18 protein-coding genes are annotated in these 17,580 nt (G+C 39.4%); 8 read left to right on the top strand and 10 right to left on the bottom strand.

The annotated features are described in order from the left end of the window. Window positions 1-36 precede the first annotated feature (36 nt). Window positions 37-576 (bottom strand): SPOR domain-containing protein, encoded by a 540-nt coding sequence (locus WAX86_RS16675; RefSeq protein WP_341489724.1) that lies wholly within the window; start codon window positions 574-576, stop codon window positions 37-39. Window positions 577-869: 293 nt separating this feature from the next. Here WAX86_RS16675 and WAX86_RS16670 point away from each other — a divergent pair, with 293 nt between their 5' ends. From WAX86_RS16670 to WAX86_RS16660, 3 genes are all read left to right on the top strand, one after another. Then, window positions 870-1,265: a translesion error-prone DNA polymerase V autoproteolytic subunit gene (locus WAX86_RS16670; protein ID WP_341489723.1), complete on the top strand. Its 396-nt coding sequence runs from the start codon at window positions 870-872 to the stop codon at window positions 1,263-1,265. A 15-nt stretch (window positions 1,266-1,280) separates the two neighbouring features. Continuing rightward, complete coding sequence (locus tag WAX86_RS16665) at window positions 1,281-2,573, top strand: Y-family DNA polymerase (protein WP_148109914.1); 1,293 nt, start codon at window positions 1,281-1,283, stop codon at window positions 2,571-2,573. Between the two features lie 117 nt (window positions 2,574-2,690). After that, entirely contained in the window at window positions 2,691-2,840 is a 150-nt protein-coding gene (locus tag WAX86_RS16660; RefSeq protein ID WP_154097840.1) for a hypothetical protein, read from the top strand. A gap of 40 nt (window positions 2,841-2,880) precedes the next feature. Here the strand turns inward: WAX86_RS16660 and WAX86_RS16655 are convergent, their stop codons facing one another. Both WAX86_RS16655 and WAX86_RS16650 read right to left on the bottom strand, forming a co-directional pair. Then, window positions 2,881-3,675, bottom strand: a complete 795-nt coding sequence (locus WAX86_RS16655; protein ID WP_341489722.1) for an AraC family transcriptional regulator — start codon at window positions 3,673-3,675, stop codon at window positions 2,881-2,883. A 98-nt stretch (window positions 3,676-3,773) separates the two neighbouring features. Then, window positions 3,774-4,253, bottom strand: a complete 480-nt coding sequence (locus WAX86_RS16650) for a YbhB/YbcL family Raf kinase inhibitor-like protein (protein ID WP_341489721.1) — start codon at window positions 4,251-4,253, stop codon at window positions 3,774-3,776. Between the two features lie 183 nt (window positions 4,254-4,436). Between WAX86_RS16650 and WAX86_RS16645 the strand changes: the two genes are divergently transcribed. Further along, the gene (locus tag WAX86_RS16645; protein ID WP_284669624.1) at window positions 4,437-4,943 is read left to right on the top strand and encodes a ClbS/DfsB family four-helix bundle protein; all 507 of its coding nucleotides are present in this window, start codon (window positions 4,437-4,439) and stop codon (window positions 4,941-4,943) included. A 74-nt stretch (window positions 4,944-5,017) separates the two neighbouring features. Then, window positions 5,018-5,431, top strand: coding sequence for an alternative ribosome rescue aminoacyl-tRNA hydrolase ArfB (arfB, locus tag WAX86_RS16640; RefSeq protein WP_341489720.1), 414 nt, complete (start codon window positions 5,018-5,020; stop codon window positions 5,429-5,431). 53 nt (window positions 5,432-5,484) lie between these two features. On the opposite strand, the gene WAX86_RS16635 is transcribed toward arfB, so the two are convergent. The 7 genes from WAX86_RS16635 to WAX86_RS16605 form a co-directional block, all read right to left on the bottom strand. Next, window positions 5,485-6,435, bottom strand: a complete 951-nt coding sequence (locus WAX86_RS16635) for a YeiH family protein (protein ID WP_044179888.1) — start codon at window positions 6,433-6,435, stop codon at window positions 5,485-5,487. Window positions 6,436-6,593: 158 nt separating this feature from the next. Further along, window positions 6,594-6,917 (bottom strand): YdbL family protein, encoded by a 324-nt coding sequence (locus tag WAX86_RS16630; protein ID WP_036765606.1) that lies wholly within the window; start codon window positions 6,915-6,917, stop codon window positions 6,594-6,596. Window positions 6,918-6,934: 17 nt separating this feature from the next. Further along, a complete protein-coding gene (locus WAX86_RS16625) occupies window positions 6,935-7,150 on the bottom strand; it encodes a YnbE family lipoprotein (protein WP_224756775.1) in 216 nt (71 codons plus the stop codon). Between the two features lie 75 nt (window positions 7,151-7,225). Continuing rightward, complete coding sequence (locus WAX86_RS16620) at window positions 7,226-10,504, bottom strand: YdbH domain-containing protein (protein ID WP_341489719.1); 3,279 nt, start codon at window positions 10,502-10,504, stop codon at window positions 7,226-7,228. Between the two features lie 267 nt (window positions 10,505-10,771). Further along, entirely contained in the window at window positions 10,772-11,101 is a 330-nt protein-coding gene (locus tag WAX86_RS16615; protein WP_036765605.1) for a hypothetical protein, read from the bottom strand. 366 nt (window positions 11,102-11,467) lie between these two features. Further along, window positions 11,468-14,167 carry a bifunctional acetate--CoA ligase family protein/GNAT family N-acetyltransferase gene (locus tag WAX86_RS16610; protein WP_341489718.1) on the bottom strand — a complete coding sequence of 900 codons (2,700 nt, stop codon included), beginning with the start codon at window positions 14,165-14,167 and terminating at the stop codon, window positions 11,468-11,470. 121 nt (window positions 14,168-14,288) lie between these two features. After that, window positions 14,289-14,798, bottom strand: coding sequence for a DUF2301 domain-containing membrane protein (locus WAX86_RS16605; RefSeq protein ID WP_036765604.1), 510 nt, complete (start codon window positions 14,796-14,798; stop codon window positions 14,289-14,291). A gap of 179 nt (window positions 14,799-14,977) precedes the next feature. Between WAX86_RS16605 and WAX86_RS16600 the strand changes: the two genes are divergently transcribed. The 3 genes from WAX86_RS16600 (at window position 14,978) to WAX86_RS16590 (ending at window position 17,492) form a co-directional block, all read left to right on the top strand. Next, window positions 14,978-15,565, top strand: a complete 588-nt coding sequence (locus WAX86_RS16600) for an SPOR domain-containing protein (RefSeq protein WP_065171040.1) — start codon at window positions 14,978-14,980, stop codon at window positions 15,563-15,565. Window positions 15,566-15,741: 176 nt separating this feature from the next. Beyond that, window positions 15,742-16,296 (top strand): sugar O-acetyltransferase, encoded by a 555-nt coding sequence (locus WAX86_RS16595; RefSeq protein ID WP_341489717.1) that lies wholly within the window; start codon window positions 15,742-15,744, stop codon window positions 16,294-16,296. A 203-nt stretch (window positions 16,297-16,499) separates the two neighbouring features. Then, on the top strand, window positions 16,500-17,492 hold the full coding sequence (locus WAX86_RS16590; RefSeq protein ID WP_065171042.1) for a D-alanine--D-alanine ligase: 993 nt from the start codon (window positions 16,500-16,502) through the stop codon (window positions 17,490-17,492). The last annotated feature ends 88 nt before the right edge of the window (window positions 17,493-17,580 follow it).

Below are 17,580 nucleotides of genomic sequence, written 5' to 3'. Positions count from 1 at the left end.
CTTTTTGTTCTGGTCTATAAAATATAACCAGTATGATTAACGCATACGAACTACGTTAGTTTCTTTATCTGCCTGAACATTGGCAAAGCTACGAATAAATGGGCCTTGCGCTTGTACTTGAGATGGTAGGTAACCAATAGCTTGGCGAGCAGCTTCACGGCTTGGGTAGTCACCCATAATCACAACAAACCAGCTTTGACCTTCTACACGGTTCCAGTTAACCCATACAGGTTCGTTAGTTGGTAGTAGGCTAATGTAGTTGTGTAGATCGCTTTCACGCTTAAGTGCTAGAACCTGAACTGTGTAATGGCTTGGATCGAAAGAACCGTACGCTTCATCTGGCGATACTGAGTTATTTTCATTAATTTCTGGTTCTGTCGTTGTGTTATCCGTTGTTTGATCGTTGTAATCCGTTTCAGGTGCTGTTGTTTCAGGTTGCTGACACTGGAAATTATCACCATTAATTTTTGATGGTATTAGGTAACCAGTGTCACATGGGTTATCTGCAGAAGAACAGCCTGCAAGAAGGATAGATGCAAGAAGAGCAGGGACTGTCTTACGAGAAAGCAATTTCATTGTTATGATTCTCCATTAATGTATTCGGATAGAGATATCGCAGTTAGGTGGTAGCTCTATACCGAAAATCCCCTGCAATATTTTTCTGTATATTATTGTAAACAAATTAGACAAAACATTGACGTATTTCTCATAGTTAGGTGAATTGATTGCTGTTTTTTTAGACGTAATTAACTTGGCTCTGATATTAGAATTTTGCTTTGCTTAATATTTATTCGAATAAATGTAGTGATCACGAAACTAAGATGACGCAAATCGCTATTTTTACTTATACTGTATAAATACGCAGTATTATGAGCGAATGTCTGTTGAAAGTAATTTTGTATACTGAATCTGTCTCCTGTGGATTTCCATCGCCAGCAGAAGGCCATCAAGAAACCTTAGAGTTAGAGGATTATTTAATTCGTCACCCTAATGCGACGTTTTTTCTACGAGCTTGTGGTGAGTCGATGGTTGGTGCTGGGATCTATGATGGTGATTTACTGGTGGTTGATCGTGCCGAAGAAGTCAAACCTGGTCGTATTGTTATCGCCCGTATTTATGATGAATTCACCTGTAAACGGCTGGTTCGTTACGATGAATCGTGGTGGTTACAGCCAGAGAACCCAACCCTGCAAGCTTTTCCTATGCCAGAAGATTCAGAGATTTTCGGTGTAGTGACTCGCAATATTCATAATTTACTTAATTAGCCTATGTCACCGTCAATGATTACTCGTTCTAAAGAAGTATGGGCTTTAGTCGATGCGAAAAATTTTTATTGTTCCTGTGAGCAACTATTTGATCCTTCATTAGTCGGAAAGCCATTAGTGGTGCTATCAAATAATGATGGATGTTGTGTCGCTATTTCCCAGCAAGCTAAAGCCCTTGGCATAGTACGAGGTGCGCCATGGTTTAAAATTCAACGTGAAGCCATTCAGCAAGGGGTGCAAGTTCGCAGTTCGAATTACACCTTATATGCTGATATGAGTCGTCGCTTTATTGAGGAACTCTCCCGTTTTTCACCGCATGTGGAGCAATATTCTATTGATGAGGCATTTATTCGATTAGACGGTTTTCAACTTAATGAACTCGCCGATTATGGAAGAGAAATTCGAACAACCATTTTAAAGAATATTGGTTTACCCGTTCGAGTAGGTATCGGTGCTACCCCTACATTAGCTAAATTGGGCAATCACGCAGCGAAAGTCTATGAAAAACAGGTTCGTGGTGTAATTCAAATCGATACTGAGCATCGACGTCAGTGGCTACTTGAAAGAACACCAATACAAGATATTTGGGGGATTGGAGCTAAAACGGCAACCCGATTAAGAACTGCAGGTATTCAAAATGGTTGGCAATTAGCGCAACAGGACTCAATTGATATTCGACGGTTATGGAATGTGACGTTAGCGAGAACCGTTTTAGAATTACAACAAATCAGCTGTATAAGTCCTGGTGATGTAGAAGAAAAACGCAAACAGATTTTATCAAGCCGAACCTTTGGTCAGGGCATCAACCAACTGGATGAACTCAATGCCGCTCTAGCGTTTCACTGCCAAAGGGCGGGGGAAAAACTGCGTAAACAACAGAGTCAAACTGGTGTTGTTGGTGTGTTTTTACGTACTAATAAACACAAGAATTTACCACAACATCATCGTAGTGCGGTTATGCCTTTGATCAGTGCTACACAAGATACTTATCGTATTTTAGAGGTAGCCCAAGCACTATTAAATGAGATCTATCGCAGTGGATATGAGTATTACAAAGTTGGTGTTATTTTAGAGCAGCTTACAGATGTGACAGATGATGCGATTCAGTTAGATATGTTTGACAGCTCCGCTCTTTATGAATCAAAACGACGAGAACTGATGGCTGTAGCCGATAGGGTAAATGCGCGTTATAAGAATGGGATTAAGCCCGCTTCAATTATTAGCTCAACCAACTGGCATATGCGTCAGGCTCATCGTTCAAATCGTTGGACCACACGGCTTGATGAGTTACCTATAGCGCGTTGTTAATTTTATCTAATATATATATAGTTTTTTTCTATGTATTAGATAAAAAGGATCTTGGTCAATTAGCATAAACTTCGCCATTCTTTAGAACAGAACATAATAAAACAGGATATCTAAGGAATGGAAAAATCTAAAGATAGTCGCAAGTTACTCATTATATCGGCCCTACTTCTAGTTACAGCGTCACTTTTTGTCAAAGGACTAACTGGCGCGTTATTGGATCTTACCGCGTTCACTTTGATTTTATTTGCGGTTTATCGTCTTCGTTAACCATCAGTAACGTACATTTTATCTAACTAAGTATAAATTATTACATCGGGTGAAGCGTTTTTTGGTATTGCTTAGGGGATAGACCAAACTGTTTTTGAAAGCGTTGGGTAAAACGCACTTCCGATTGATAGCCGCATTGTTGTGCTAGCTCTAATACCGTCTGAGACTTTTCTTGTAACAACGATAATGCGTGTCCCATTCTGACTTGAGCTAGTACTTCTCTAAACTGAGTCGATTCATCATTTAAACGGCGCATTAAAGTCGCTTTACTCAACCCAAACTGTTGGCAAACTTGTTCAATCGTATAGTTCTGGCTTGGGTCTTGGCTGAAAAACTGAGTTAACTTTTCGGTCCAACTGATCTCTTGTGGTGCATATAAGAGATGTAATTGTCCATTTTCAGCAAGATACTGATATAGCCCATTCACCAATTGCTGTTGTATCGCTTGGCTTAACTCTTTAGGCATTGAAAGCAATAGTTGCCATAGATAACGACCTTCATCATTGACAATAAATTCGGGACTATCGAGATGATTAGATACCGTGTCAGCATTTTGCTGTGAAAGCAGGATCATCTCAGCGGTCGGTGGAATTAAAAAGCTGATTTGCGTTGAACGAAATTGAGTTTGATGCGGATTATTAACAAAAGTAATTCGACTATGTGCTGGAATTAATAACCAGTTTTTCTTATGAAATCGAATCCAACGACCATGCCATTGAAATTGTTTTTCACCTTGTTCTACCGCCACAATAGAGGGCAGTAGGATAGGGACATTTCGCAAGTTTTGTGCTTGCTGGCCTTGATATTGGGTGATAACGATTGCTGATGTGGCCATAGGCTTCCTTACTTAACGAGCCTCTATAACAAATTTGGATTATTGTTATAGAGGCTCTTTAGATTAATGTATTAAATAATAAGCGTATTTAAATACCATTAACGAACGTAAGTTGTGGTGATAGTTGATTTTGCAAGAGACATACCGTGTAGCATAAAGCTAACTAGCGCACATGATGCATCATCTGGCACATCCAATTTTTCTACAGGTAGTGCCCATACAGTAAATTGGTAACGGTGCATACCATGACCTTCTGGAGGACATGCGCCACCAAAACCATTGAAACCGTAATCGTTACGCATTTCTAAACTCGCTGCTAATTTACCTGATGCGCCTTGTTCTAGCTCGGTAGTTTCCGCAGGGATATTGATAACTTGCCAGTGCCAGAAACCACAACCTGTAGGAGCATCTGGATCAAAACAGGTTACAGCAAAGCTTTTAGTACCTTCTGGCGCATTTTCCCAAGCTAATTGAGGTGAAATGTTATCACCATCATGACCAAATCCATTAAAGGCAAATTGTTTGTCTTTTAGTTGGCCTTCAAAGATATCGTTACTGGTTAGTGTAAAATTAGACATGGTGATATACCTTTTGTTGTTATCGTCTTTGTTGCTAAGAACTATACGTCTTTGCTAAATGTAGTGTAGATCTAAAAGTCTCAAACTGTCATCTAATAATCTTTATTTTGATTCTTTTTGTGATTATTTTAAGCTGTATTCAAAAGGGAATAAAAAGTAGACGGTTAAGTTCAAGGAGTGATTATGTCTTCAATACCAACAACAAAAGAGGAATTGGAAAAAGCAATTAATGATTCTTTTTCTAAATTACTCATAGACTTAAAAGTAATACCTGAATCTGAATCGCGCCGATGCGAAATAGAGGGAAACAGCAAAGGGTGCTTCATCAGTGTTTGTGACAGTGTGGCATATCTTATTGGTTGGCAAAAATTGGTTTTAAAATGGTATTACCGAAAGAGTCAGAATCTGGCGGTTGATTTCCCTGAAACAGGGTACAAATGGAATCAGTTGGGTCTATTAGCACAAAGTTTTTATGTAGAATATCGCGATTGGACTTATTCAGAACTGCTTTCTGAGTTTGAAAGTAATATGGAACAGATTCTTGTTATTGTCGCATCATTATCTAATCATCAACTCTATCAAGAACCATGGTACGAAAAATGGACGTTAGGGCGAATGATTCAGTTTAATACCTCATCGCCAATGAAAAATGTCAGAACTAAGGTACGAAGATTTAAAAGAGGGATGTGACCCTATTTTTTGCTTTTGGTATCCTTAGTGCTTATCGCTAAGATCATTAGCAAAAGTATAAACATAGGTACTACATGCTCACAATCTCAAACAATGTGACGATTTCCGATTGGGAGATTGAACTTAACGCTATTCGCTCTGCGGGAAATGGTGGGCAAAACGTCAATAAAGTAGCCACAGCAATTCATCTTAGATTTGATATTAAGAAATCATCACTGCCAGTTATTTATAAAGAAAAATTACTTAAGCTATCAGACAGTCGAATTTCTTCTGATGGTGTGATCATCATTAAATCGCAGCAATATCGAACCCAACTGCAAAATAAAGAAGCTGCTCTTGAGCGATTAAAAGAATTGATTTTATCTGCGATGGTTGTACAAAAAGCCCGTCGTCCAACAAAGCCAACCAAAAGCTCCCAGCGTCGTCGTTTAGAGTCAAAAACCAAAAGGGGAACGACTAAAACGATGAGAAAGAAGGTTGATTATTAACAAAAAAGCCGACTCAATCTAGTCGGCTTTAATTTATGCAAAGATTAAATAGCTTACGCCATAGTCGCTTCAATATAAGCCAATGACGCTCCACCGATAGCAAGCCATAATATGACACCTAATAAAAGTGGTTTCGCTCCCGCATTACGTAGTTTATTGATAGTAATACCTGAGCCAATCAAGAACAAACACATGACCAATAGACGCTTTGAAAACGCAAAGATCATATCGTAAGCGGGTTGTAGGCTTGGAACAAAATGAGCAAAGACAATCGCTAGACAGTAAAAGACGATAAAGAAAGGTACTGAAATCTTCTTGCTATTGCCTTTAAACAGTAACGCACTGATGAAGGCTACAGGGATGATCCATAACGCACGAGCCAATTTTAAGGTCGTAGCCGTTTTAAGTGCTTCATCACCATAAGACCCCGCAGCACCCACCACCGATGATGTATCATGAATAGCAATTGCAGCCCAGGTACCAAACGCGTGCTGGCTCATATCTAATAAATGGCCAATAACCGGGAAGATAAAGAGGGCAATCGCATTTAATACAAAGACAGTTGCCAACGCGAGAGATATTTCATCGTCTTTTGCATTAATTGCTGGTGCTACTGCAGCGATTGCACTTCCGCCACAGATTGCTGTACCAGATGCAATTAGATGACCCGTTTTCTTATCTAACCCCATGAGTCGAGTGACAACCCAACCTAAAATTAAGGTAAAGAAGATAGAGCAGACGATTAAACCTAAACCTTGTTTGCTTGCTTCGATGGCTTCATTTAAGTGAATACCAAAGCCCAAACCTATGATGGAGTAAGACAGTAATTTTTTCGTGGCTGCTGCAATATTAAACTGAGTGGGAACCAGACCAAGACTTGCTAAACTAAAGCCAAGAATCAGCGCGATTGGAGAGCTAACAAAAGGAAGTAAACAAAAGAGAGCAGCAATAAAGAATAGCGCGTCTGACGGTTGCAGTCGGGCAAAGAGTTTTTTTAATGACATAGGATAATGGCGATATAAATAGTGTGGTTATAGTTGAACCAGTATATCGACATTCATGCATATCATTGAGTTTAAAGTTCTGAGAGAGGGGTTAAGAAATATTTAACCCCCAATTGGTAAATTTGAACAATCTATTACCTTTGATCTATTAGTCGGTGTTATTTCTTCACCCATTGCCCAGTAGTAGATTGATAATATTGACCACGGGGAGTTTTACTCACAGCTTTCTTGTAAGCCAAACGTGCGACTTCATTGACAGATAAACCATGGGAAGAGCCAATGCTTTGATATTTGCTTTTACGCTGTTGGTTGACTTGCTGAACAAGACGCTTGACCTCTGCTGAAGGAGACCCTGTTACAATAGCGATATAGCCATTATTTGCTTCACCGACTAAGCCTTGTGATTTTGCTTGCTGTAGTGAAATAGCAAAAGCATTAACTGAAAACAGCAGTGCGCAGAGGAAAAGGGTTATACGTTTCATCTTGAGCTCCTAACAAACTAAAAGACCGCTTCATCCTTGAAGAGATTGTCGATCTCTTTATCAACTTTAATGCGGATCTCATGTTCGATCTTCACATTAAGATTGACTTCAATTGGCTTATCCGATGTTGCCACTTGTACCGTGGGAGTACAACCGATAAGTGCAAAAGTTATGAGCACGGCAGCACCGAGTACCGTAAGTTTGTGAATCACGACAGACTGTTGCATTTCCATAATCAGAGTAACCTTTTGTGTGAGTTGCTGTTTGCTAGGTTATGGTTTCCTAGTAATGGTGTATCACTGCTACAGTTATTCCTGCTTACCAAACTGCTCTTGTAGATAACGCTCTACGTCCGATGAATTTAACAGACTGAGTGTTTTTATAAGTGCTGGAACATTATCTTCAATGTTTAAATTTAAGTGTATTGGCCGCCCATTCTGAAAATCTGGGTTGTAACCTTTAAACTGGGATTTTGCTTTTAGGATCCCTTTATTAGAATAGTCTATATCAACAACCAACGTTCGATAGTGATAATTTTTAAGAAGCTTACTCACAACGATGGGGTTGCTATCGTCCATAGCCTCTACTTGATTATCGATAGTCGATCCCTGTTTGTAACGAAATAGCCCTCCAGGATACCTTGCAATTAGTTTGCCATTATGGATATCAAAGAGTCCTTTATGTAAAGCAAGTGTTAATTTTCCATCAAGAATACCGGTTAATTCAATATCTTGTTGATCGATTTGTGACATAAGCGTCGCTAAATTGATGCCGTGGATCGAAATAGGTAACGACAATTGTTGCCAGGGCTGTCGGCTTTGAGTTGGGGTTGTGGTTATGAAACCATCGAGTAACTCAATGTAACCATGATTGAGTTTATAAGCGTAATCTTGATAATGGCCGCTTAACCGTATGTTAGTAAGGGGAATACCGAGCTTGATTTTTTCGATATCAACAATGGCTGGAGAGCGGGTTTGTATACCATGCTGATCTTGTTGAAGCTCCAACTGAATGTTGGCATTGTGAAACGGAATATTAAAGAACATTCCGCTTAGCTCTTTAGTATATAAGGAAACTTGGGATGATATTGGCTGAAATTGACGATAACGTGTCACCAAATGGCCTTCAAGTTTACCTGATACCAATTCAATACCTGTTGGGATTTCTGGTAGGTAATATTGAGAAAGTCTTCGCTTTGAGTCAAATTGCCAAGGTGAGAGTCGAACATCTAGCAGGCCACTTTGTTGATTAAGGTTATGACGAACTTGAATATCTGCCAAGGGTACTGATTGTTGGTTTGGTAGAAGGCTATGTATTCGGTTTTCTAATGATATTTCTCCCTTGGCTAACTGTAGTTGAGTATTGAGATCGAGCTTAGGGAGCGTTTGTCCATTTAATATGGGAGAAAGCTGTGAATGAATATGGCTTTTGATCTTAATGGATTGTTTTGATTGCTTATCGACCCAAAAAGACCCCATTGTCATTTTAAGTGGTGAAGTTATTTTCTGTACGGGATGACTTGCTTGGCTATTCGTTTCTATTGCCACTGTTGCTTCTGCATTACTGGTAAAGGTGATGTCCTTATCTTTAGGGGCATACCATTGCCATTGATGCGTGTTGGCTAAAATTACCCATTGCGGCACAACTAATTGATTGTTGCTAAGCTTAAGACTATAGCTTGGCTGTTGGAGGCGAAACGACGGTAACGAAAGCTGATTATCGGTTAACTGACCAATAAATTGCTGGTCTTTGTATGTCAACTGCCAGTGACTTTTGGTTTGTAGGATAAGTGGGGAACTCGTGTCAATTTGTTGAGGTAAGGATGAAAATAGCAGAGAATATAGGTGATTGCTGATAACACCATTTCCGTGACATTGTAACTTGGATGGAAAGCATTTTAACTTATTGATATCTATATTTGTTTTTACTATATGTTGCTTTTTATTTTGTATCGAGACACCTAAGGATTCCTGTTTGCCTCGAAGAGATAACTGCAAAAACTTCTCAGCGTAACGCAACTCAATACTTAATTTACCATCGTTGGTTACTTGAACTTGACGTGGAATGTTTAGCAAATCCCAAGACCATGCTTTTGGCAACTGGATGTTGATTTTTTGAGGCAGCTTCAAGTCAACATGATAGTGAGCCGATTTAATATCATCGTTTTTTACCTCATTGGGGATCAAATGATTAATCTGCCTAGCTTGTAGTGTTATTGGCTTATTTAAAATGGCATTAGGTGCGTCTATTATTTGCCAATTATCAGTAATATCTTTGGTCTGTTTAAGGTTGAGCTGACAATCAAGTCGCTTTGGCAGAGGTAAGTCTGCGCTTATCACACTATCACAAAAAACTGAATTTCCTTTCTTGCCGACTAACCCAGCTGTGACCGTCATATTTTTAAGATCTTGATAGAACAGAGATAAATCCATTTTATAGGGCTGTTGACTTAGCACATGGCCTGAAAAATAAAAATGAGGGCGTTGGGGTTGCTCTTGATCTGTTACCAAATTATCTAAGGATGGCTGTTGGAGAAAGACTTCCGCGTTATAAATAAGCGGTAAATAGGTCAACTGATTAATAGAAAAGTTAACCGGTAACTGAGCGAGATTCGCAATGGCTTGCCCAATATGAAAACCTTGATATTCACTGTCACTCTTTTTTATATCGAGCGGTAGATATTGAGGTTGAATCAAATGAGCTTGGTTAATTTTAATCGTGGTTTTGCTCTTCCAATGTGTTAAGTCGGTATCTATATGGATATTTTGGATTGTCTGTTCTATCTCTTCTAAAGATTGCCATGAAGGCTTTATGGCGTCGATTGCGACCGAGAGCGGAATGGGTTGTTGCATTGGATTCTTTTTGGCTATTTGTAATTTAGCACTCAGTTGTTTTAGATTTGCACGGTATTGAATAATCTCTATATCTGGTTGATCTTCTACTTTTGTCTGTACGGGTACTGTCACATCAATATCATGGATTTTGGCCGCTATCGCATAGCTATTGTTTGAATAATTATTGGTCGAATCGCCATCGTTGTTTGGATCTACCTCTATATGTAGCTGGTGTATTTGCTGCTGATATATGTGAGTAGGCTCTTGATTAATAGTTAAACCTATAGTTGCTTTGTTGATCTTAGCGGTAAACATCTGATCAAGACGCCAAGATGGGGAATGCATCTCCAACTGTTCTAATTGAAGAGAGCTAAATTGATAAGGCTGTAAAGGTTCTTGATCTTTTTTAGGGATCTGGGACTGCACTTGTTGGATCTTGATGATTAATGGAGATGTATTAATTGATATATGATTCATCTCAATCGGCACACCTTGATATACAACGGCGAGTTTCTCAATATGGGGAGCAGAGAACAGTTGGATGCCTGAAATACGGTGTATCTGTACTTCATGTTGTGCTAATAATTTCAACAACGTATAGGCAGAGATTAAACTTAAGCCCAAAAGAGCAGCAAGCAGAAAACCTAATCGGCGTAACCATTTCTTTTTATGATTTGATGTATGGTTAGTTGCCTGGTCAGGGCTTGAATTTGAAGATGCTGGTATTTTCTTTGGATAGGAGTCCAATGTCATAACTTACCCGTCTACTGTCTTCTTTAGACCTTAGCTAATTATTATCAAATAGACGAAAAAAATGCTCATTACTGCGTGGTATAGACAGGACAATGTCACAGTAATGAGCGATTCCATGTTGGGTTATTTACCATATAATTATAATAATCTTGTATTAAAGGAGATTAAGGTAACCAATACATAAGACCGTGTGTTTCGTGTTTACTTTCAAGTTCTAATAACATTTTGTCAGAGAAGTTATTAACTAAATGAACGATTAACTAAGTGTCAACCAGCCAAAACAGGATCATTTTCATACATGAGTTTAGGGATAGATGGTGATTGGTGATTTAATTCATATAAGGCATTAAAGATTGCTTCACGGGTTGCAACAAGATCTTCTCGCTCTAAAGCAACCAATGCTTGAGTAAGTGCCTTTTCTATAACCATGATTTGCTGCGAAGCGATCTCTAATTCTGTCCGCTCAATAGCTGTAATTTGTTGAATCATATGAGCTGACATCACTTCACCAGTAAGAGATTCTGCTGCCATCATTTGGGTAGTAACACTTTTTAATGCTTGAATGGTTTGATTTAAAGAGTGGGGCGCTGACTTCATAAGGTTCTTCCTTTCCCTAAAGTAGTGATAACTGTCCTGTTGATTCAGAAGTTGGTGACTTAGGAATACTTTAGCTAAGAACGATGGTTAGGAATGGAACCGAGATCAAATAACAAAACTAACCATATTTTTGTAATAAAACAGAAAGATAAATGGAGTTTTGCAGATTATTTAATCGATCAAAGAGAACAAATAACTAGGCAGATTACGTGCTATATATACCTAGTTAGTCGATACCTTAACTATTGAAACTTCAATACGATTCAATAGATATCGCTATGCGTTAAAATGAATTAATTTTCAGCTAAGTTAAAAAATTCCCGACGATCTATTTTTATATTTGACTAAATATTCATTTTTTTTGTGTTATTTAATAAGGTTTAATTCCATTTCGACAACACCATCTTCCATCTGAATATCGACATGAAATCCCATCTTTTGCGCTAACATGATCATTGAGCGATTATTTGGCATTGTCATCCCAGTAATGCGTTGTAGTCCTTTATGCTGACAGTAGTGAATGATCTTCTCCATCATTATTCGACCTAAGCCAAGCCCTTTAAGATCAGAGCGGATCAAGATGGCAAATTCGGCATCCACGTTATCAGGATCTGAGAGAGCTCGAACAACACCTAAGATCTCGGTATGGCCCTTGTTTTCAAAAACGGCAATAAACGCCATTTCTCGGTCATAATCTATTTGAGTAAAATTCGACATGGCCTCATGATTAAACTCACCAACGTCAGAGAAAAATCGTTTATAGAGATCTTCTTGAGTAACATGAGAGATAAAGCTTTTATGCTCAGGTTCATCTTCTGGCAGGATAGGACGCAGCAAAATAGTCTTGCCTGATTTAAGTTCGACCCACTGCTCCAATTCTTTAGGATAAGGTCGAATAGCGAGGCGCGGGATCTGATTGGAGTCAGTATTGAGAGTCATTGAAGCGTCAATTATCGTAAGCTCAGGGCCATTAGCGAGTAAGGGATGGATATCTAAGCTCTCAATATTAGGGCAATCGATAACAAGCTGTGACACTGTCACTAAAAGTGAGCATAGGGCATCAATATCAATGGGTACTAATGTACTGCGTTGCTTTATCTTATGGCTCTTAAGGGCATCGATAATCATATACCGAGCTAACGCCATATTAAGAGGTGGCAAACCAACGGCGCTATCTTGATAACAATTCCAATTCATTAACTCTTCGCCCAAGAAAATAACTGGGCCAAAAATAGGATCATTTCGAACCGCAACCCTTAATTCTTGAGCTCCAGCTCTATTTGCCATGCGTTGTACTAATAGGCCGTCAATTTGGGCTGTAGGGTAGTCTATGTTGACTCGTTCTAACATCGCTTGTGCTGCAGACTCAACTTCTTGAGCATCTCGCAGATGAAGCATAACGCCATGAACCTCTGATTTGTGTTCAATATCTGGCGAACGCAGTTTTACCGCAACGGGATAACCAATTTGCTCTGCGATATGAATGGCTTCAACAGCATCGTTAGCTAACCATGTTGGTAGTGTTTTAAATCCATAACCTTTTAAAATTGGCTGTACTTCATGGGTTTCTAGCTGAGTGATATTGTGATTAAGTAATTCTTGAATGATTGCTTGGGCTTGCTGTGGCGAAAAATTCTTATTGCTGGTGGAGATAGGCTCGAGTGTTTTTGGGGTTTCTCGAAGTAGCTTTTGATTTCGGCGGTATTCAACGAGATACATAAAGGCAGAAACGGCACTCTCTGGGGTTCGATAGGCTGGAAATCCTGCTTGAGCGAAAATGTCACGAGCAACTTGTCCTTCATATTCTCCTGTCCAGTTGCTGAGTACGTTAAATTTTTTGATGTTGGGATGCTGTTTTAGGATTTGAACTAAGCGTTCTGCTGTTTGTTGGCTAGGGGCAATGGCTGATGGTGTATGCATGATAAGTAAAGCATCGGCCTCATCGCTGTCTAACAGTGTATTAATTGCGTGCTCATAGCGTTCAATTGTGGCATCCCCAAGTAAATCGATTGGATTAGATGCTGGCCAATAATTTGGAAGTTGTTTTTTTAGCTGGTGGAGTGTGGTGGAGCTAAATTGCGCCAGTTTTCCTCCTCGTTCAGAAAGTGAGTCCACAGCCATGATGGCAGGACCACCACCATTGGTAATAATAGCAAGTCGTTCGCCTCTTAAAGGTACTGAATGGGCTAAGGTTTCCACCGCTGCAAATAACTCATGGGTATTTTTTACTCTTAATAGCCCCGCTCTTCGTATCGCCGCTTCATAAACTATATCGGCTCCAAGATTACTACCTGTATGATGTTTAACTGCTTCACTTCCTGCCAATGTGCGACCACCTTTTACGACTAGTATTCGGCGATTACGAGCGGCAGCTCTGGCGGCAGACAAAAACTCTCGGGCATTATTCACTGAATCCAGATACAACAAAATAGCTTCGGTTTTTCCATCTCGACTAAGCGCATCAAGTAACTCTGCAAAGTTGATATCCAGCCCATCACCTAATGAGATAAATGTTGAAAAGCCAATGTTTTTATTTCTCGCCCAGTCCAAAATCGTGGTACATACGGCTGCAGATTGAGAGATAAACGCAATGTTTCCTTTATTTGCAGGCGTTGGGGCAAAAGATGCATTCAAATTAAGCCAAGGCAGAATAATCCCCATGCTATTTGGCCCGAGTAATCGAATTTGATACCGTTTTGCTAGTTGCTGCAGATAGTCGGCAACGGTTGTGCCTGTTTCATCTTTTAATGTAGAAGTTCCTGCGGCAAGAATCACTGCGGATTTAACCCCTTTTTCGCCCAGTTCTTTGATTATTTTGACGGTCTTACTGGCGTGGGTACAAACAATCGCGATATCAGGTGTCCGAGGTAAATCAGAGATAGTGGGATAAGCAAGAATACCCGCTACCGAATCATATTTTGGTGTGACGGGAAATATTGGACCATTGAAGTGACTTTGAAGCAGATTATTTATGATCACAAAACCTGTGCGGTGGGTTTGGTTAGATGCTCCAATCACGGCAATGGATTTGGGATTCAGTAGGGCAGATAAAGGGGTTGTCGCCATATAAGCTCCTGATCACTTCAGCTATATTTAGCTCGGTATAACTATAGTAATCAGGTACAAAACAGGAAGGAAATACAATCATAGGGGCTGTGATCAACCCCTTATTTTTAAGCCAGCTCTATTAGATCTGGTAGCGGCTTTTATCGCCAATATCAAAATGAAGCGGCATTCGCCATTTAGAAAATGCGGCAACAGCCAGTAAAATAGCACTTGCCATGCTAAATAGAATACTGATTTGAGCTTGACCAAATACTTGGCAGAACCAGAAACCAGCTAAAGCCAAAGGGGTTACCAGTAAGACTTTCAGTTGAAAGCAAAAATATTCTTTTACCGCCAATGCACTGAAGACAAATAGAGCAGCACCTTGCGCCAATGGGCTCCAAAGTCCAGTCATATACCATACACTTGCAAACAATCCCGCTCCCTGAATGAGCCAGCGAAAGCGTTTGTCATAGATATGAACGGTTGTAGACGCTAATAATGCAGCGATGATGATAGCTACAGTTCCGAAGTTAAATTCCCAAGCGATAATAGACATAACGCCTGCTGCAAATGTCAGTGAACTTCGGTAAAGAAGAACGGTAAGTTTATCTAATCCATCGAGTTCACATTGAATATGCGGATCGGCCATGATGAGTTCCTATTATAAATATTACGCAAACTACAAATATGATACCCGAGTTTTCTGCGCTACAGAATGATACAAATCAAGCACTTTGAGTCGTCTAGTTCTGTGTATGGCCTTTCTCTTGATCCTAAGTAATTATCAGAGCAAAATACTTTTGGTTTTAATTATTGATTTGAAAAATAATGAAAAAGATTGCTCTTGCTATTTTAGCTTCGTTGTTAGCTGGCTGTGTAACGTCGCCACAACATTCAGCACCTGTTCAGGCGGTAAATATCCCTCCAACGCCTGAAGTGAAATCTCAACCTCAAACTGTTGTCGTTGAGCCTGCTCAATTTAGTGCAGATGGCTTAGGATTTAATGAAGAATCATTAACAGGAAAGTCTGTTGAGGTTCCAAATCATGTTAAAGAAGTGATTAAACTTTCGCCGTCTGTTGCTGAGCCAGAAGTAAAGCCAGCATCTAAGCCGACCTATCAATATTCAGATTTGAACAAATCAGCTTATGCTATTCAGTTAGTCGCTTCTGGAAGTAAAGATCAGCTGTCTTCTTATGCGAAACAGCTTCCGAAAGGAGAGGCTTTATGGATAAGTAAAACCGATCGTAATGGGCAACCTTGGTATGCTTTATTATATGGTCAATATGACTCTCGCGATGCAGCTCATGAGGCTATTCTGGCTTTGCCGTTAACTGTTCAGCAAAATGGTGCGTTTATCAAAAACTTGCAATCATTGAAAGAGTCGGAAAATACTCAAGTTTCATCTTTTAACTAAGTAAATAAATCATCTATGTGTAACCTTAAAAATCTATGTTTTCACTAGTTGATATATGGTTTTGTACTGTAAATATGATGTAAACCTGACTTTTTATTCTAGATTCATCACAAAAATTATGAGACACATCAGTTAGTATTCATGACAAATTAATTGACCGATTGAGCATAGTTGAGATGAAGACTGAATTTGAAAAAATGATATCGGGTGAAATATACAATGGTATGGATCCCGAAATTGATACGCTTCGAACTGAAGTAGAGAAGCAATTGATTCCTCTTAACCAAACAACAATTAGAGAGCAACGACCTTTGCTTGAGTCTCTTCTGGGAAAATTTGGTTCAGATTCGGTTATTCGTATGCCTTTTAGCTGTGAATACGGAAAAAATATTTTCATTGGTGATCAAACGTTTGTTAACGCAGGTGCTGTATGGCTCGATAACGCACCCATTACAATCGGGGCTCATGTCCTCATTGGTCCTAATTCACAATTTTTCACTCCAACACATTCATTAGATTATCGTTCTCGCCGTAATTGGGAAACATGGTGTCTTCCTATTACGATTGAAGATGATGTTTGGATAGGTGGCAATGTTTGTATTTGTCAGGGGGTAACCATTGGGGCTCGCTCGGTCGTTGCAGCAGGTAGCGTTGTAACCTCTGATGTTCTCCCTGATACGTTAGTTGGTGGTACGCCAGCAAAAGTGATTAAAGCGTTAAATAATGACTAAAACTTGTGCGCTAAAACGAGCATCATGTCAAAAATGGTGCGATTTAATACATAATCAATAAGATAAGGTGCACAGCAAGCCCTTTTTTGATTAAGATTAGAATAATTTTTGATATTAGGCTTTGAACAAGAGTGATTTGATAATCAAAGCCATAAGCTTGGCCCGTGTTTGGCGAGCTGTTTTTATAATTACAAGGGATGATCATGAGTACTATCCATGTCTTATTATTGTGCGGTGGCGGTAGTTCAGAGCACGAAGTTTCACTCGTTTCTGCAAATTACATTGAAGAGCAGTTAAAGCATATTGACGGTGTTAATTACACCCGAGTTGAAATGAAAAAAGAGGGTTGGTTTAATGCAAACAATGCTCTGTGCCAACTTAACTTAGATCGTACTTTACAAACGGGTGATACTAAACAAATCATCAATTATGTTATCCCTTGTGTTCATGGTTTCCCTGGCGAAACTGGCGATCTACAATCTTTCTTAGATATGGCTGGTTTACCTTATTTAGGCTGTGGCGCAGAAGCGAGTCGCAATTGTTTCAATAAGATCACAACCAAACTATGGTTTGATGCGCTAGATATCCCTAATACCCCGTATGTTTTCTTAAGCGAAAATAACGAAGATGCTCACGCTAAAGCCAGTGAAGCATTCGATAAATGGGGTAAAGTGTTTGTTAAGGCGGCATCTCAAGGTTCATCTGTTGGTTGTTACAGCGTCACAGATAAGGCAAGCTTAGCTACAGCGGTTAATGATGCCTTTGGTTATTCGGATCAGGTTTTGATCGAAAAGAGCATTAAGCCACGTGAACTTGAAATTGCAGCTTACCAATATGGCGATGAACTGATTATCACAAAGCCAGGTGAGGTGTCTTGCCCTGATGATAAGTTCTATAGCTATGAAGAGAAGTACAGCTCTGATAGCCACTCAACAACAGCCGTTGAGGCGACAAATCTGTCTGAAGAGCAAGTAGAAGCGCTACGTGAATGTGCACGTAAAGCTTTCGTTCATATGAAGCTAAAAGATCTATCTCGTATTGATTTCTTCTTAAGTGAAGATAATGAAATCTTGTTAAATGAAATCAATACATTCCCAGGTATGACGCCAATTTCTATGTTCCCTAAAATGCTAGAGAACCATGGTCATAGCTTCACTAAGTTTATTGAACAAGCGATTAAAAGCGCAGCAAAATAATGTTGGTGCTGTAATCGATTAGATGAAGGCTTTAGAGTGATCTAAAGCCTTTTGTGTTTCTCAGATTAGAGTTTATTGGTCGGAGAAT

The sequence above is a fragment of the Photobacterium damselae subsp. damselae genome, from assembly GCF_038086725.1.
GTDB lineage: Bacteria > Pseudomonadota > Gammaproteobacteria > Enterobacterales > Vibrionaceae > Photobacterium > Photobacterium damselae.
The sequence above is the reverse complement of the archived record's forward strand: the minus strand, read 5'-3'. Positions and strand labels throughout refer to the sequence as shown.

What these genes read in the sequence shown, in the direction of transcription:
- WAX86_RS16675 (WP_341489724.1), bottom strand. Translation starts at nt 576, where the DNA reads ATGAAATTGCTTTCTCGTAAGACAGTCCCTGCTCTTCTTGCATCTATC.
- WAX86_RS16670 (WP_341489723.1), top strand. Translation starts at nt 870, where the DNA reads ATGAGCGAATGTCTGTTGAAAGTAATTTTGTATACTGAATCTGTCTCC.
- WAX86_RS16665 (WP_148109914.1), top strand. Translation starts at nt 1,281, where the DNA reads ATGATTACTCGTTCTAAAGAAGTATGGGCTTTAGTCGATGCGAAAAAT.
- WAX86_RS16660 (WP_154097840.1), top strand. Translation starts at nt 2,691, where the DNA reads ATGGAAAAATCTAAAGATAGTCGCAAGTTACTCATTATATCGGCCCTA.
- WAX86_RS16655 (WP_341489722.1), bottom strand. Translation starts at nt 3,675, where the DNA reads ATGGCCACATCAGCAATCGTTATCACCCAATATCAAGGCCAGCAAGCA.
- WAX86_RS16650 (WP_341489721.1), bottom strand. Translation starts at nt 4,253, where the DNA reads ATGTCTAATTTTACACTAACCAGTAACGATATCTTTGAAGGCCAACTA.
- WAX86_RS16645 (WP_284669624.1), top strand. Translation starts at nt 4,437, where the DNA reads ATGTCTTCAATACCAACAACAAAAGAGGAATTGGAAAAAGCAATTAAT.
- arfB (WP_341489720.1), top strand. Translation starts at nt 5,018, where the DNA reads ATGCTCACAATCTCAAACAATGTGACGATTTCCGATTGGGAGATTGAA.
- WAX86_RS16635 (WP_044179888.1), bottom strand. Translation starts at nt 6,435, where the DNA reads ATGTCATTAAAAAAACTCTTTGCCCGACTGCAACCGTCAGACGCGCTA.
- WAX86_RS16630 (WP_036765606.1), bottom strand. Translation starts at nt 6,917, where the DNA reads ATGAAACGTATAACCCTTTTCCTCTGCGCACTGCTGTTTTCAGTTAAT.
- WAX86_RS16625 (WP_224756775.1), bottom strand. Translation starts at nt 7,150, where the DNA reads ATGGAAATGCAACAGTCTGTCGTGATTCACAAACTTACGGTACTCGGT.
- WAX86_RS16620 (WP_341489719.1), bottom strand. Translation starts at nt 10,504, where the DNA reads ATGACATTGGACTCCTATCCAAAGAAAATACCAGCATCTTCAAATTCA.
- WAX86_RS16615 (WP_036765605.1), bottom strand. Translation starts at nt 11,101, where the DNA reads ATGAAGTCAGCGCCCCACTCTTTAAATCAAACCATTCAAGCATTAAAA.
- WAX86_RS16610 (WP_341489718.1), bottom strand. Translation starts at nt 14,167, where the DNA reads ATGGCGACAACCCCTTTATCTGCCCTACTGAATCCCAAATCCATTGCC.
- WAX86_RS16605 (WP_036765604.1), bottom strand. Translation starts at nt 14,798, where the DNA reads ATGGCCGATCCGCATATTCAATGTGAACTCGATGGATTAGATAAACTT.
- WAX86_RS16600 (WP_065171040.1), top strand. Translation starts at nt 14,978, where the DNA reads ATGAAAAAGATTGCTCTTGCTATTTTAGCTTCGTTGTTAGCTGGCTGT.
- WAX86_RS16595 (WP_341489717.1), top strand. Translation starts at nt 15,742, where the DNA reads ATGAAGACTGAATTTGAAAAAATGATATCGGGTGAAATATACAATGGT.
- WAX86_RS16590 (WP_065171042.1), top strand. Translation starts at nt 16,500, where the DNA reads ATGAGTACTATCCATGTCTTATTATTGTGCGGTGGCGGTAGTTCAGAG.